This is a genomic window from Amycolatopsis samaneae, from assembly GCF_039541975.1.
In the GTDB taxonomy this organism is placed as follows: Bacteria; Actinomycetota; Actinomycetes; order Mycobacteriales; family Pseudonocardiaceae; genus Amycolatopsis; species Amycolatopsis samaneae.
Window position 1 is genome coordinate 1 of the sequence record NZ_BAABHG010000015.1, and the last position, 13,287, is coordinate 13,287.

The 13,287-nt window shown below is 71.6% G+C and carries 15 protein-coding genes; 6 read left to right on the top strand and 9 right to left on the bottom strand.

Annotation, left to right across the window (positions count from 1 at the left end):
- Positions 1–689 (bottom strand): biotin/lipoyl-containing protein (locus tag ABD987_RS33305; RefSeq protein WP_345403301.1); only part of this gene is annotated, 689 nt, incomplete at its 3' end.
- Between the two features lie 54 nt (positions 690–743).
- Entirely contained in the window at positions 744–2,117 is a 1,374-nt protein-coding gene (lpdA, locus tag ABD987_RS33310; protein WP_345403304.1) for a dihydrolipoyl dehydrogenase, read from the bottom strand.
- A gap of 181 nt (positions 2,118–2,298) precedes the next feature.
- On the opposite strand from lpdA, the gene ABD987_RS33315 reads away from it, so the two are divergent.
- Positions 2,299–2,643 (top strand): oxidoreductase, encoded by a 345-nt coding sequence (locus tag ABD987_RS33315; protein WP_345403307.1) that lies wholly within the window; start codon positions 2,299–2,301, stop codon positions 2,641–2,643.
- Between the two features lie 18 nt (positions 2,644–2,661).
- Here the strand turns inward: ABD987_RS33315 and ABD987_RS33320 are convergent, their stop codons facing one another.
- The 3 genes from ABD987_RS33320 to ABD987_RS33330 form a co-directional block, all read right to left on the bottom strand.
- Positions 2,662–3,114, bottom strand: a complete 453-nt coding sequence (locus tag ABD987_RS33320; protein WP_345403310.1) for a GNAT family N-acetyltransferase — start codon at positions 3,112–3,114, stop codon at positions 2,662–2,664.
- A gap of 41 nt (positions 3,115–3,155) precedes the next feature.
- The gene (locus ABD987_RS33325; RefSeq protein WP_345403313.1) at positions 3,156–4,154 is read right to left on the bottom strand and encodes an SMI1/KNR4 family protein; all 999 of its coding nucleotides are present in this window, start codon (positions 4,152–4,154) and stop codon (positions 3,156–3,158) included.
- 75 nt (positions 4,155–4,229) lie between these two features.
- A complete protein-coding gene (locus ABD987_RS33330; RefSeq protein WP_345403316.1) occupies positions 4,230–5,735 on the bottom strand; it encodes a leucyl aminopeptidase in 1,506 nt (501 codons plus the stop codon).
- 100 nt (positions 5,736–5,835) lie between these two features.
- Between ABD987_RS33330 and ABD987_RS33335 the strand changes: the two genes are divergently transcribed.
- Positions 5,836–6,693: a sulfatase gene (locus ABD987_RS33335; RefSeq protein ID WP_345403319.1), complete on the top strand. Its 858-nt coding sequence runs from the start codon at positions 5,836–5,838 to the stop codon at positions 6,691–6,693.
- Positions 6,677–7,303 carry a ribonuclease FAU-1 family protein gene (locus ABD987_RS33340; RefSeq protein WP_425551097.1) on the top strand — a complete coding sequence of 209 codons (627 nt, stop codon included), beginning with the start codon at positions 6,677–6,679 and terminating at the stop codon, positions 7,301–7,303. Before ABD987_RS33335 ends, ABD987_RS33340 begins: the two co-directional genes overlap by 17 nt.
- 6 nt (positions 7,304–7,309) lie before the next feature.
- On the opposite strand, the gene ABD987_RS33345 is transcribed toward ABD987_RS33340, so the two are convergent.
- Entirely contained in the window at positions 7,310–7,612 is a 303-nt protein-coding gene (locus tag ABD987_RS33345; RefSeq protein WP_345403322.1) for a hypothetical protein, read from the bottom strand.
- Between the two features lie 107 nt (positions 7,613–7,719).
- On the opposite strand from ABD987_RS33345, the gene ABD987_RS33350 reads away from it, so the two are divergent.
- Complete coding sequence (locus ABD987_RS33350) at positions 7,720–8,823, top strand: branched-chain amino acid aminotransferase (protein ID WP_345403325.1); 1,104 nt, start codon at positions 7,720–7,722, stop codon at positions 8,821–8,823.
- A gap of 391 nt (positions 8,824–9,214) precedes the next feature.
- Here the strand turns inward: ABD987_RS33350 and cobT are convergent, their stop codons facing one another.
- Entirely contained in the window at positions 9,215–10,288 is a 1,074-nt protein-coding gene (cobT, locus tag ABD987_RS33355) for a nicotinate-nucleotide--dimethylbenzimidazole phosphoribosyltransferase (RefSeq protein ID WP_345403328.1), read from the bottom strand.
- A gap of 69 nt (positions 10,289–10,357) precedes the next feature.
- On the opposite strand from cobT, the gene ABD987_RS33360 reads away from it, so the two are divergent.
- Positions 10,358–11,065 carry an IspD/TarI family cytidylyltransferase gene (locus tag ABD987_RS33360; protein ID WP_345403331.1) on the top strand — a complete coding sequence of 236 codons (708 nt, stop codon included), beginning with the start codon at positions 10,358–10,360 and terminating at the stop codon, positions 11,063–11,065.
- Here ABD987_RS33360 and ABD987_RS33365 read toward each other — a convergent pair.
- Positions 11,049–12,035, bottom strand: a complete 987-nt coding sequence (locus ABD987_RS33365; protein ID WP_345403334.1) for an aldo/keto reductase family protein — start codon at positions 12,033–12,035, stop codon at positions 11,049–11,051. The two genes, ABD987_RS33360 and ABD987_RS33365, sit on opposite strands and share 17 nt — an antisense overlap.
- A gap of 55 nt (positions 12,036–12,090) precedes the next feature.
- Positions 12,091–12,744: a DUF3043 domain-containing protein gene (locus tag ABD987_RS33370; RefSeq protein ID WP_345403337.1), complete on the bottom strand. Its 654-nt coding sequence runs from the start codon at positions 12,742–12,744 to the stop codon at positions 12,091–12,093.
- A gap of 156 nt (positions 12,745–12,900) precedes the next feature.
- Between ABD987_RS33370 and ABD987_RS33375 the strand changes: the two genes are divergently transcribed.
- Positions 12,901–13,269 carry a HesB/IscA family protein gene (locus tag ABD987_RS33375; RefSeq protein WP_345403340.1) on the top strand — a complete coding sequence of 123 codons (369 nt, stop codon included), beginning with the start codon at positions 12,901–12,903 and terminating at the stop codon, positions 13,267–13,269.
- The last annotated feature ends 18 nt before the right edge of the window (positions 13,270–13,287 follow it).

Sequence of the window (13,287 nt, forward strand, 5' to 3'; positions counted from 1 at the left end):
GGGGTCGGGGTCGGCGCGGGCTCCGCCGGAGCCGCCGGGGCGGGCGGGTTCATCTGGGCCGCGGTGGGCGCGGGCGCGGCGTTCGCGTCACCGATCACCGCGGGCACGCCGCCGACCTCGACGGTCTCGTCCTCGCCCGCGCGGATCTCGAGCACGGTCCCGGCCACCGGGGAGGGGACCTCGGTGTCGACCTTGTCGGTCGAGATCTCGAGCAACGGCTCGTCGACCGCGACGGTGTCGCCGACCTGCTTCAGCCACCGGGTGACGGTGCCCTCGGTGACGCTCTCGCCGAGCTCGGGCAGCTTGACCTCGGTGCCCTGGGCCGGGCCGCTCGGCGCGGGCGCGGCGGCGGGCGCCGGGGTCTCGGCCGGGGTCGCCTGCTGGGCGGGCTCCGGCTCGGGCTGGGCGGCGGGGGCGGCGGCGGGCGCGGACGAAGCCGGGACGCCGCCGGTGCCGTCGTCGATCACGGCGAGCTCGCCGCCGACCTCGACGGTCTCGTCCTCGGCGGCGCTGATCTTCACGACCGTGCCCGCCACCGGGGAGGGCACCTCGGTGTCGACCTTGTCGGTCGAGATCTCGAGCAACGGCTCGTCGACCGCGACAGTGTCACCCTCCTGCTTCAGCCACCGGGTGACGGTGCCCTCGGTGACGCTCTCCCCGAGCTCCGGCAACGTGACGGTGTAGGCCATCGTTCGCTGACTCCCTTGATATGTCTTGCGTGGTCTGATTCTGCTGGTGAGACGTCAGCTGTGCACGTGCAGCGGCTTGCCGGCGAGGGCAAGGAACGCTTCACCGAGGGCCTCGGTCTGGGTGGGGTGCGCGTGGATCAGCGGGGCGACGTCCTCGGGGAACGCTTCCCAGCTGTAGATCAGCTGCGCTTCGCCGATCAGTTCGCCGACCCGGTCGCCGACCATGTGCACCCCGACGACCGGACCGTCCGGGGCCTTGACGAGCTTGACCCCGCCGGAGGTCTTGAGGATCTGGCTCTTGCCGTTGCCGCCGAGATCGTAGGTGAACGTCGTGACGTCCGCGCCGTAACGCTCCTTGGCCTGGGACTCGGTGAGCCCGACCGAGGCGACCTCGGGGTGGGAGTAGGTGACGCGCGGGATACCGCTTTCGTCGATGACGCGCGGGTTCAGCCCGGCGATCTCCTCGGCGACGAAGATGCCCTGCTGGAAGCCGCGGTGCGCGAGCTGCAGGCCGGGGACGATGTCGCCGACGGCGTAGACGTTGGGGAGGTTGGTGCGCAGGCGGTCGTCGGTGAGGACGAAGCCGCGGTCGATCTTGACGCCGGCCTCCTCGTAGCCGTGCCCCGCCGAGTTCGGGCCGCGGCCGACGGCGACCAGCAGCAGATCCGCCTCCAGCGTCTCGCCCGACTCGAGCGACACGCTCACGCCGTTGTCGTCCTGCTTGGCACCGGTGAACCGCACGCCGGTCTTGAAGGCGATCTTGCGGCGGCGGAAGGCGCGCTCGATCTGCTTGGAGGCGAACTCGTCCTCGTTCGGGACCAGCCGGGGCAGTGCCTCGACGATGGTGACGTCGACGCCGAAGGAGGCCCAGACGCTCGCGAACTCGACACCGATCACGCCGCCGCCGAGGACGACGACCTTCTTCGGCACGTAGTCCAGCGACAGCGCCTGCTCGCTGGCGATGACGCGCCCGCCGAGCTCCAGCCCGGGCAGGGTGCGCGAGTACGAGCCGGTGGCCAGGATGACGTTCTTCCCGGTGTAGCGGGTGCCGCCGACCTCGACCGTGGTGCCGCCGACGAACGTGCCGGTGCCCTCCACGAGGTTCACCTTGTGCGCCTTGGCCAGGCCCTGGAGGCCCTTGTACAGACGGGAGACGATGCCGTCCTTGTACTTGTTGACCCCGGCGATGTCGATGCCCTCGAAGGAGGCCTTGACACCGAACGTCTCGGCGTCGCGCGCCTCGTCGGCCACCTCCGCGGCGTGCAGCAGGGCCTTGGTCGGGATGCAGCCCCGGTGGAGGCAGGTCCCGCCCAGCTTGTCCTTCTCGATCAGCGTGACGGAGAGGCCCAGCTCGGCGGCGCGGAACGCCGCGGCGTAGCCGCCCGACCCGCCTCCCAGGATCACAAGGTCGGCGGAGGTGTCGGTCACTTCAATAACTCCTCGGCAAGCGATGGGTGGTGCTCTGGCGTCACGCGGGCGCGGTATAAACGCGCGCGCGACACCGCCATCTTGTCACTACGGTGATCTGCCTTGCGAGCTAGCCGGGTGTGGCGACACCGAACACACGCCCGGCCCGGGATAATGGGACCGACGCGACTTGGGAAGTGAGGTGGTCGAGGTGGGGATCTTCGACTCGCTGCGTCGCCGCGGCAAGGGTGGCCAAAAGCCCGGTACGCTGCGGAAAGCCAACGCGACCGACACCCGGCACCTGGAGGAGTGGACGTCCTCCCGCCACGGTGTCGAGGCCTATGTGGAACCACGCACGACCGTAACCGAGACCACCGTGGTGTTGATCGCACACGATGGTGAATGGACCCGGCGCCGGATCGACAGCCTCGAAGCGGCCCAGCAGTTCGGGCACCGGCTCTCGATCCCGGTGTACGAGGTCGCCAGGGTCGGCTACCCACAGCGGATGCGCGAGTACACCGAACGCAAGAAGCGCGGCCAGGCCTGAGCCTCCCGGCTCGCCGGGTCAGAGAGTGATTGTGGCGACGACCTCCTTCTCGTGGAGCTGCCCGGTCTTGCGGAAGCCCAGGCGGAGGTAGAACTCCTCCGGCCCGCCCTTACCGGGCACCCAGCACACGGACATGGTCTTCTGCTCGCGTCTTCGCGCTTCGTCGAGCGCCGCGTGCACGCCGAACCGCCCGTACCCGCGGCCCTGCTTCCCGGCCGCGATGTTCAGCCGCCAGAGCCAGCAGCGGAGGAAGTCGGCCTTCGCGGCCGGATCGAAGCCGGCCATGACGAACCCCACCGGTTCTCCGTCGTCGAGGATCAGCCGGGGCCAGGCGACCTCGGGCTGGACGTAGGCCTCGGCGAGTGACTCGGCCACCGAATCCACGAAGCGCCGTTGGCGCTTCGCGACGGCGATGTCGCACGCGTCTTCGACGTTGTCCTTGGTGATCTCTGCCAGGGTGAGTGTGGTCACGATCACAAGTTAGCGGCGCGCACCGACAGTTTCGGCCCGGCTCACGCCGATTGGGCCAGCAGGGTCAGATGGTGTTCGAGCAGTGCGCGGAACCCCGGGTACGCCGTGCTGCCGAACACCGGGTCGACCTCGACGGCGTGCCACCGGTCGCCGGCGCGGGCCAGCAGGACGACGGCCGGTTCGGCGAGCACCACGACGTCGTCCACGACCCGGAGTTCGCCGCTGCCGAGCAGGCGCGGGAAGACGACGTCACCCGGCAGCCCGTCGCAGGTACGCAGGAAGTCCCGGTAGTCGTCCGGCAGCCGCAGGCCGAGCCGCAGTTCGGTGGCGTCGAGGTCGGCCGGGCTCGCGGGGGCGGGAGCCGTGCCGGTGCCGCGGAACCGGAGGATCCGCGAGATCAGCTCCGGCCAGGTGCCGCTCTCCGGCGGACAGCGTTCGTACAGCGCCGCGACGAGCGCGTCGGCGCAGCGGGAGGGCCATTCGGCACCGAGACCGAGCGGGTCGGCACCGGCGACCAGGCGCGGCGCGAGCGTGCGCGAGGCGGCCAGCGTCGCGACGTCCGGGCGGGCCTGTCCGGCGGCCCGCGCCGCCCACTCGGGAAGGTCGTGCGCGGCGATCGCCGAGCGGAGCCGGTCCGGGCGCGAAGGCGCGAGTTTCCCGGCGAGTTCGGACACGATCCCGGCCGCAGGGGAGTCGCCGAGGCCGCCGTCGAGGTCCGACACCGGGCGAAGCAGTGACGCGGTGTGCGCGCGTTCTTCGGCGTCGAGGTCGAGTGGCGGCAGCTCCGCCGCCCAGTCCGGCCGGGTGCCGCGGGCCTCGAACAGCATCGCCCAGGCGCGGGCGCGGACCTGGCTCGGCACGAGCGCGGTGACCGGGCGCTCGGTGAGTGTCCGCCACTGCGTCACGAGCCGGTCGGCTTCGGCCGTGGCGCCCGCCGTCGCGAGCAGGAGCGCCGTGTAGCCGATCCGCTCGTCGAGCGCGGCTTCGTCGGCGGTCAGGACGTCGCGTACCGCCGATTCCAGGTATTCGCCGGGGTCCATGGGTGCCATAGTGCCGTGAAGGCCTCCTTCACAGCGCTCACCGCTGTGAAGGAGGCCTTCACGGAACGTCGGAAATCAGCCCTGCGCCGCGATGTCCGCGAGCACCGCGGAGATCGTGCGCACCGGGACGCCGGTGCCGCCCTTGCCGGTGTAGCCCCACGGGCCGCCGGTGTTGAACGACGGGCCCGCGATGTCGATGTGCGCCCAGGGCAGGCCCTCGGCGACGAACTCGCGCAGGAAGATCCCGGCCGCGAGCATGCCGCCCCAGCGGTGCCCGGTGACGTTGGCCAGATCGGCCAGCCGCGAGTCGAGGTCGCCGCGCAGCTCCTCCGGCAGCGGCATCGCCCAGCCGCCCTCGCCGGTCTCCTGCGCGATCTTCGCGACGCGGTCGCGGAACTCGTCCGAGCCCATGATCCCGGCGGTGCGGTTGCCGAGCGCGACCACCTGCGCGCCGGTCAGCGTCGAGGTCTCGATCAGGTAATCCGGGTTCTCCTCGGCGGCGCGCACCATCGCGTCGGCCAGCACGAGCCTGCCCTCGGCGTCGGTGTTGAGCACCTCGACGGTCTTGCCGCCGTACATGCTGAGCACGTCACCGGGACGGTACGAGGTCGCCGAGGGCAGGTTCTCCGCCAGCGGGATGTGCGCGACGACCTCCAGCGGCTGCTTGAGCTTCGCCGCCAGCACGACCGAGGCGAGCACTCCGGCGGCCCCGGACATGTCCGAGGTCATGTGGTCCATGTTCGCGGCGGGCTTGATCGAGATGCCGCCCGAGTCGAAGGTGATGCCCTTGCCGACCAGCGCGACCTTCTTGGCCGCCTTGGCGGGCTTGTAGGCGACGCGCACCAGGCGCGGCTGCCGCGCGGAACCGCCGCCGACGCCGAGGATCCCGCCGAAACCCTTGCGCTTCAACGCCTTCTCGTCCAGCACCTCGAACTCGAGGCCGTTCGCCTCGGCCAGCTTCTGCGCGCGGTCGGCGAACGAGGCCGGGTACAGGTCGTTCGGCGGGGTGTTGATCAGGTCGCGGGCGATGATGACCGCCTCGGCGGTCGCGGTCGCGGCCTTCAGCGTCGCCTTGTGGTCCTTCGCGGCGCCCGCCTCGGGGCTCGCGAAGTCCACCTTGGCCACCGGGGCGTCACCGGGTTCGGAGCGGTACGCGGTGAACACGTACGCGCCGAGCGCGACGCCCTCCACGGCGGCGGCCAGGTCCAGCGCGGACAGCGTGACGAACGCGCGGTCGGTGCCGGCCAGCGCGCGGGCCGCGGCACCGGCGGCACGGCGGACCCGCTCCGCGGTGACGGTGCCGTCCGCCTCCGCCTTGCCGAGGCCGACCGCGAGCACCACCGAGGCCGTCAGCTTGCCCAGCGTCGGCAGCTTGACGATCTCCTCGGCCTTGCCGCTCGCGCCGAGCGTGGCGAGGACCTCGGCGAGCTTGCCGTCGAACGCGCCGTCGGCGACCGAGGCACCGGAGGCGAGCACCGGCCCGTCCTCGCCCTGCAGGGTGCCGACCACGACGACGTCCGCGCGCGTCTTGGCGAGGGCCCCTTCGGAATTCTCGGAGAGGGCGAGCTTGGGCACGGTCACGGTGTGGCTCCTCGTGCGGTCGTGTCGGTACCGGACGGTGGCCCGGTCGGATCGTAAGCCATGCTAATGACAAAAGGAGCCGGAATGGAAAGGGGCTCTCTTGCGTCTCGGTGGCGGACTGCCGCTCGCGCTCGCCGTGGGGGCCGCGAGCGCCGGGTACTGGGTCGCCGCGGCGGTCGCCCTCGCCGGGCTCCTGGCCTGTTTCGCGGCCCGTCTGCCCCCGCTCGGCGACGACGGCCCCGAACGGTACGTCGCCGGTTTCGCGCGGCTCGCCGCCGTGGTCGTGCAGGCGACCGCCTTCGGTCTCTACGTCGTGCCGGCGCACCCCGGCGTGGCCGCGGCGGTTCTTGTCCTCGCGGTCGTGGCCGCGGACTTCGCCGGACTCCGGCTGCCCGAGCCGGTGGCCCGCGGGGTGACGGTGGCGTTGCTGGCCGCCGCGCTCGTGCTGGTCGCGATCTGCGTGGTGGTCGCCCCGGTCGGCACGCGACCGGGGATCGGCGCGCCCGCCGTGCCCGGGGTACTGGTGGCGCTGCTGGTGGTGTTCCCGCTCCTGCTGCCGCGACGGGCCGAGCACACCGGGCGGCGGACCGTCGTGCTCTCGGTGGTCGCGCTGGTGGTCACCGCCGCCGCGCTGTACCAGCTCGGTGCCCTCCGCCTCGGGCTGTCGGCGACGTCGGTGCGGGACCTGCTCGCCGCCGCCGACGCCGGGGCCCTGCAGCCGGTCCTCACCGTCGTCATGGTGCTCGCGACCTTGCCCGCCTCGCTCACGACGTTCGCCGAAGCCCGCGAGCGGATCGCTCCCGCGCGCGGCACCGCGGCGGTCGTGGCTGGTCTGCTCGCCGCGGCGGCCGCGGTGGTGGCCGGTCCGGTCGCCGCGCTGGTGGCCGCGGGGCTGGGCGGTGTAGTCGAGCTGCTACTGCGTGTGCGCGCGAGCAGGTACCGTGGACGACGTGTGTGATCTCCGCTGGCGCCCGGGACAGACGGTGGTGGAGCGTTTCCTGCGGCCCGACGGCAGTGTCGGGCAGCAGCACCCGCTGCGGGTGCTGTCCGACGACGGCCGCGTGCTGACGGCCTGGCTCCCGGCGGGCACCGGGATCATGGCCAGCAGGCTGGCCGACGGGCGTGCTCTGCGCGAGGCGCCTTTGGCCGAGCGGTTCCGCACGGCCAGGACGTCCGTGCCCGCGATCTGGCACGAAACTTCGACGCTGCGGCGTATCGCCGACGACGAGTGGTCCTCGGTGTGGTGGTTCTTCGACGCGGAGTGCCGTTTCCAGGGCTGGTACGTCAATCTGGAGATTCCGCTGGGCCGGTCCGCGGCCGGTCCGGACCGCATGGACGGCATCCTCGACGTCGTGGTCACCCCGGACGGCGGCTGGAGCTGGAAGGACGAGGACGAGGCCGACGCGGCGGTGGCGGCGGGCAGGCTCACCGTCGCGCAGCTGGTCCGGTTGCGTGCCGAGGGGGAGCGGGTGGGCGAGCTGGTCGAGCGCCGGGCCTATCCCTTCGACGGGACCGGCACGGACTTCCGCCCGGAACCCGGCTGGCCGGCGCCGCTGCTGCCGGGTTAGCCCCGGTCAGCCCGCGAGCAGGAGGAGCAGGAGCGCCAGGACAGCGTTCACCACCAGCAGGATGACCACCGAACGGGTCTTCAGGTCCCGCGGCATGACCTGGCCGTGGATCTTCGCCCACCACCAGATGCCGAACCCGCCGGCGACGAGGCCGAGAAAGCCGCCGAAGCCGCTGCTGAGAAGGGCCCAGCCGACCATGCCGAGCATGCCGGTGCCGAAGGTCAGCAGGACCGCGGTGGCGAACGTCTTGACGTCCGCGCCGGCACCGGGGGAGGTGGTCTTCGCGGGCTGCGCGGGGTGGTTGGTCACGTCCCCATCCTAAGCTGTCGTCCGGCCGGATGCCGTGGACTCCGGCGAACCGGGTAATGGCCGGACTTCCGACTAACGCCCGTCCGACTAAGAGCTATTGTCTAACCATGACGACCACGACGCAGTTCACGCATGTCCCACACCCGAGTCCCGCGAGTGCGGACCGCGTCGCGGAAGTACTGGCCAACCCCGGTTTCGGGACACATTTCACCGACCACATGGTGACCGTGAAATGGTCTGCCGATAAGGGCTGGCACGACGCCACCGTCGGCCCGTACGAGCCGTTCACGCTCGACCCGGCGACATCCGTGCTGCACTACGGCCAAGCGATTTTCGAGGGGCTCAAGGCCTACCTCCAGCCCGACGGCTCGATCGCCGCGTTCCGGCCCGACGCGAACGCGCAGCGGTTCCAGGCCTCGGCCGAGCGGCTCGCGATGCCGAAGCTGCCCGAGGACATCTTCATCGAGTCGATCCGTGAGCTGCTCGCGGTCGACTCCCGCTGGGTGCCCACCAAACAGGGCGACTCGCTCTACCTGCGCCCGTTCATGATCTCGACCGAAACCGGGCTCGGCGTGAACCGGCCCGCCGGTGAGTACCTGTACGCGCTCATCGCCTCCCCGGCGGGCTCGTACTTCACCGGTGGGGTGAAGCCGGTCAGTGTGTGGCTGTCCACCGAGTACGTCCGCGCGGCGCCCGGCGGTACCGGCTTCGCCAAGTGCGCCGGCAACTACGCGGCGTCGTTCGTCGCGCAGGCACAGGCCGTGGAGAAGGGCTGCGACCAGGTGGTCTGGCTGGACGCGGTGGAGCGGCGCTGGGTCGAGGAGATGGGCGGGATGAACCTGTTCTTCGTCTTCGGTTCCGGCTCGGACGCGCGGGTGGTGACCCCCGAGCTGACCGGCTCGCTGCTGCCGGGGGTGACCAGGAAGTCGCTGTTGCAGCTGGCTTCCTCGCTCGGCTACGCGGTCGAGGAGCGGCGGATCTCCACCGAGGAGTGGGAGTCCGCGGCCGCGTCCGGTGCGCTCACCGAGGTGTTCGCGTGCGGTACGGCCGCGGTGATCACGCCGGTCGGGCACGTGAAGCACGCCGGTGGCGAGTTCTCGGTCTCGGGCGGGAAGGCGGGCGAGCTGACCATGAAGCTGCGTGAGCGGCTCACCGGGATCCAGGAGGGCACGCACCCGGCGCCCGAGGGCTGGATGCTCAAGATGTCCTGACTCGTTTTCCGGGGCCGTTCCGAGGGTTTTCCTTCGGGACGGCCCCGTTTTCGCGCTCTGTCCTTTGTGGACGAATTGGGCGGGATCGTCATGGCGCGTGCGGCGTTCGGCCGGGGTCGCTGTCCCGAACGACGCGATGGGGACGTTGATCATCTCGAACGCGTCGCTCGCGGCGCTGGGCCGCGCGCAGCCCGTGGCACGCCCGCGGATCGCCTCCGGTGGGCCCGGTTGTCCACAGCCACCCGCCGTTGTGGACAGTTCCCGCCCGCAGCGCCCGAAAAAGCGTTCTCGTCGTACCCCGCCGGTAGAATGGTCTTGGGGTCGCCCCCCGGTGAGGGAGGGGGACACCCCCACGTAGCTGGTGTGTGGGGGAGAGAGCGGGAGAGCCGGGTCAGGAGGCGGGGGCCGGGGTCAGGGGGCCGCTCACGCCGGACTGCTCGTGTGTGGTCATCTCCGCCAGCACCCGGGCCGCCATCGCCAGCAGGGGCAGGGCCGCCACCGCGCCGGTGCCCTCGCCGAGCCGGACGTCGAGATCCAGCAGCGCGCCGAGGTCGAGGTGCTCCAGTGCCAGCGCGTGCGCGGGTTCCCCGGTCAGCTGACCCGCGACCCACCAGCGGCGGGCGCCCGGCGCCAGTTCCTCGGCGACCAGCGCCGCCGCGGTCACCACGAGCCCGTCGAGCACCACCGGGGTCCGGCGCACGGCGGCCTGGGCGAGGAACCCGGCCATCGCCGCGATGTCCGCGCCGGTGGCGGTCCGCAGCAGCGCGAGCGGGTCGGCCAGTACCGCGCGGGCCCGCCGGAGGGCGTCCCGCACCGCGGTCGCCTTGCGCATCCACGTCGTGTCGTCGATGCCGGAGCCGCGGCCGACCACCGCCACCGGCTCACTGCCGGTCAGCGCCGCGACCAGCACCGAGGCCGGCGTGCTGTTCCCGATCCCCAGATCGCCCGCGACGAGCAGATCCGCGCCGCCGTCGACCTCGGCGTCGGCGATCCGCATGCCCGCGCGCACCGCGGCGAGCACCTCGTCCCCGGTGAGCGCGTCCTCGACGTCGATCGAGCCCGATCCGCGCCGCACCTTGAACTCGCTGACCGCGCGCATCGCCGACGTCTCGGTGTCGACGGCCATGTCGACCACCCGCACACTCGCGCCCGCCGCGGCGGCCAGCACGTTGACCGCGGCGCCGCCGGTGAGCATCGTGCCCAGCAGTTGCGCGGTGACCTCGGGGGGATACGCCGAGATACCCTTCGCCGCGATCCCGTGGTCCCCGGCGAAAACGATCACGCGCGGCCGGGAGAACGGGCGGGGCGGCGACTGGCCCTGACAGGCCGCGATCCACACGCCGAGGTCCTCGAGCCTGCCCAGTGATCCGGCGGGCTTGACCAGGTTGCCGTGCAGGGCGATCGCCGCCGATCGGGCGTGCTCGTCGGGGGCCTCGATCTCGGCGAACTCGATGGGGGTCTCCACGCTCGAAACACTAGCGCCCGCGGCCGGATCGGGTCCTCGCCGGTGTGCGGCGGCCAGTAGGGTTCCGTTGTGCGGGAAAGTCTTCCAGCGTCCACCGCGGCCGGGGTCGTGCTGGCCAGCGGCGCGGGCACCAGGGTCGGCGCCAAGCTCAACAAGGTGTACCTGCCGCTCGCCGGCAGGCGGGTCGTGTCGTGGTCGCTCGACGCGTTCGCCGCGGCGGCCGGGATCGGCGTGCTGGTGCTCGTGGTGCGGCCGCAGGACGCGGAGCTGGCCGCCGAGGTGGTGGCCCGGCACCCGGGCCCGGTCGAACTGGTACACGGCGGCGACACCCGCCAGGCGTCGGAACTCAACGCGCTGCGTCACCTCGCGCCGCGCGTGGCCGACGGCCGGATCGACGCGGTCCTCCTGCACGACGCCGCCCGCCCGCTGGTGACGGCGAAGCTGATCGAGGACGTGCTGGCGCGGACACGGGAACACGGCGGCGCGGTGCCCGGTCTCGCCGCCGACGACGTCGTCGCGGTGTCGGGTGACGCTCTGTCGGCACGGGTACCGGGCGCGATCCGGGTCCAGACCCCGCAGGGATTCCGCGCCGAGCCGCTGGTGGCGGCCTACGAACAGGCCGAGCGGGAAGGGTTCCTCGGCACCGACACGTCCTCGTGCATGGAGCGGTTCTCCGCGCTGCCGGTGCGCTGGGTGCCCGGCGGCGCGGAGAACCTCAAGATCACCTACCCGCACGACCTGGTGGTCGCGGAACGGGTGCTCACGGGCTCCGGGTGAGCGTGGGGTCGCGCTCGATGACGCCGTCGAGGGCCTCGTCCACCGCGGCCAGCAGGTCGGCCTCCAGCTTCACCCCGGCGGCCTTGACGTTCTCGTGCACCTGCTCCGGGCGGGAGGCGCCGACGATCGCCGAGGCGACGTTCGGGTTCTGCAGCACCCAGGCCACCGCCAGCTGGGCCATGCTGAGCCCGGCGTCGGCCGCGAGCGACTCCAGCTTCGCGACGCGGGTCAGCACGTCGTCGTTGAGGAACCGCTCGATCATCCGCGCGCCGTTCTCGTCGGTCGCGCGCGAGCCGGCCGGCGGTGCCTGACCGGGCTTGTACTTGCCGGTCAGCACGCCCTGCGCGATCGGCGACCAGACGATCTGGCTCAGTCCCTCGCGCTCGGAAGCGGGCACGACCTGCGGTTCGATGACCCGCCACAGCATGTTGTACTGCGGCTGGTTCGAGACGAACGGGATCTTCAGCTCGCGGGCGAGCGCCGCGCCCTGGGTGATCTGCTCCGCCGTCCACTCCGAGACGCCGATGTAGAGCACCTTGCCCTGGTGGACCAGGTCGGCGAACGCGCCGAAGGTCTCCTCCAGCGGCACCGTGCGGTCGAAGCGGTGCGCCTGGTACAGGTCGACGTAGTCGGTGCCGAGCCGCTTCAGGGAGGCGTGCGCCGACTCCATGATGTGCTTGCGGCCCAGCCCCTTGTCGTTCGGGCCGCCGGGCCCGGTCGGCCAGAAGACCTTGGTGAAGATCTCCAGGCTCTCCCGTCGCTGCCCCTTCAGGCCGCGCCCGAGCACCGACTCGGCCGCGGTGTTCGCGTAGACGTCGGCCGTGTCGAACGTGGTGATGCCCGCGTCGAGCGCGGCTTTGATGCAGGCCTGTGCCTGCTCCTCCTCGACCTGGGACCCGTGGGTCAGCCAGTTGCCGTAGGAGATCTCGCTGATGTTCAGGCCACTGCGGCCAAGACGTCGAAACTCCATGCCGACAGCTTAGACATGGTTCGTTCGCGAAACTAACGACCTGTGACGTACCGGGTCAGTTCGGGATCGGGTCGCCCGGCTTGAGCCGCGGCTTGGGCACGCGCAGCTTGCGGATCTGGCTGGCCCGGACGAACGCGTACCAGCCGACCGAGCGGCCGTTGATGGCTTCCTTGGGGAACCGCTCCCTGGCCAGCTTCGCGATCTTGCGGCCGTTGACGAAGCCCTCGATCGCCATCACCAGCAGCATCGCGGTGCACAGCAGCGTGACGTACTGCTGCGCGGCCGGGTACGGCACGAGCAGGGCCACGAACACCAGGATGGCCAGCGGCATGAACAGACCCAGCAGGTTGCGCCGCGAGTCCACCAGATCCCGGACGTAGGCCTTGACCGGCCCGCGGTCACGGGGCAGCAGGTACTTGTCCTCGCCCGCCATCATCCGGTCGCGGCGTTCCTTGGCCGCGGAGCGGCGCTCCTCCTTGCTGGCCGGGTTCGCCTTGCGCAGCTCCTTGTTGCGCTTCATCGCCTCACGCATGGTGGTGGGCGGCGGGGCCACCGGGCCGCGCCGCTTGCCCTCCGCCTCACGCCGCTTCGGGGTGGCCTTGCCCTTGCCCGGGGTGTAGGCCTTTCCCTGGACGTCGACGGCGTCCGCCTCGACCGGTTCGGCTTCGGTGGCGGTGGTGTCAGCAGAGCTGCGGCGCAGGAACCTCACCTCACCAGGGTATTGCAGCCGTCACGGCGCCGTTCACCAGGTCGATCGATCCGCGACATCGATATGCGACCATGGTGGGGAACAGATCGGAACCCTGCCGTGTTGTACGTAGTGCACCAGGAGTATCCGCAGTGAGTTCGACCAAGAGGGAGTGCCATGACGACCGCTGAGCAGACCGGCGCTGGTACCGCCGAGGAGACCCACGGCGTGACGTTGACCGACGCCGCGGCCGCCAAGGCGAAGGCGCTGCTCGAACAGGAGGGCCGCGATGACATGCACCTGCGCATCGCCGTCCAGCCCGGCGGCTGCGCTGGCCTGCGCTACCAGCTGTTCTTCGACGAGCGCGAGCTCGACGGCGACCTGTTCCGCGACTTCGACGGCCTGCGCGTGGCCGTCGACCGGATGAGCGCGCCGTACGTGTCCGAGGCCGTGATCGACTTCGTCGACTCGATCGAGAAGCAGGGCTTCACGATCGACAACCCGAACGCGACCGGCAGCTGCGCCTGCGGCGACTCGTTCCACTGACGCCGCGTCGCCCGTAAG

What these genes read in the sequence shown, in the direction of transcription:
- ABD987_RS33365 (WP_345403334.1), bottom strand. Translation starts at nt 12,035, where the DNA reads ATGGAGTTTCGACGTCTTGGCCGCAGTGGCCTGAACATCAGCGAGATC.
- ABD987_RS33350 (WP_345403325.1), top strand. Translation starts at nt 7,720, where the DNA reads ATGACGACCACGACGCAGTTCACGCATGTCCCACACCCGAGTCCCGCG.
- ABD987_RS33325 (WP_345403313.1), bottom strand. Translation starts at nt 4,154, where the DNA reads ATGGACCCCGGCGAATACCTGGAATCGGCGGTACGCGACGTCCTGACC.
- ABD987_RS33375 (WP_345403340.1), top strand. Translation starts at nt 12,901, where the DNA reads ATGACGACCGCTGAGCAGACCGGCGCTGGTACCGCCGAGGAGACCCAC.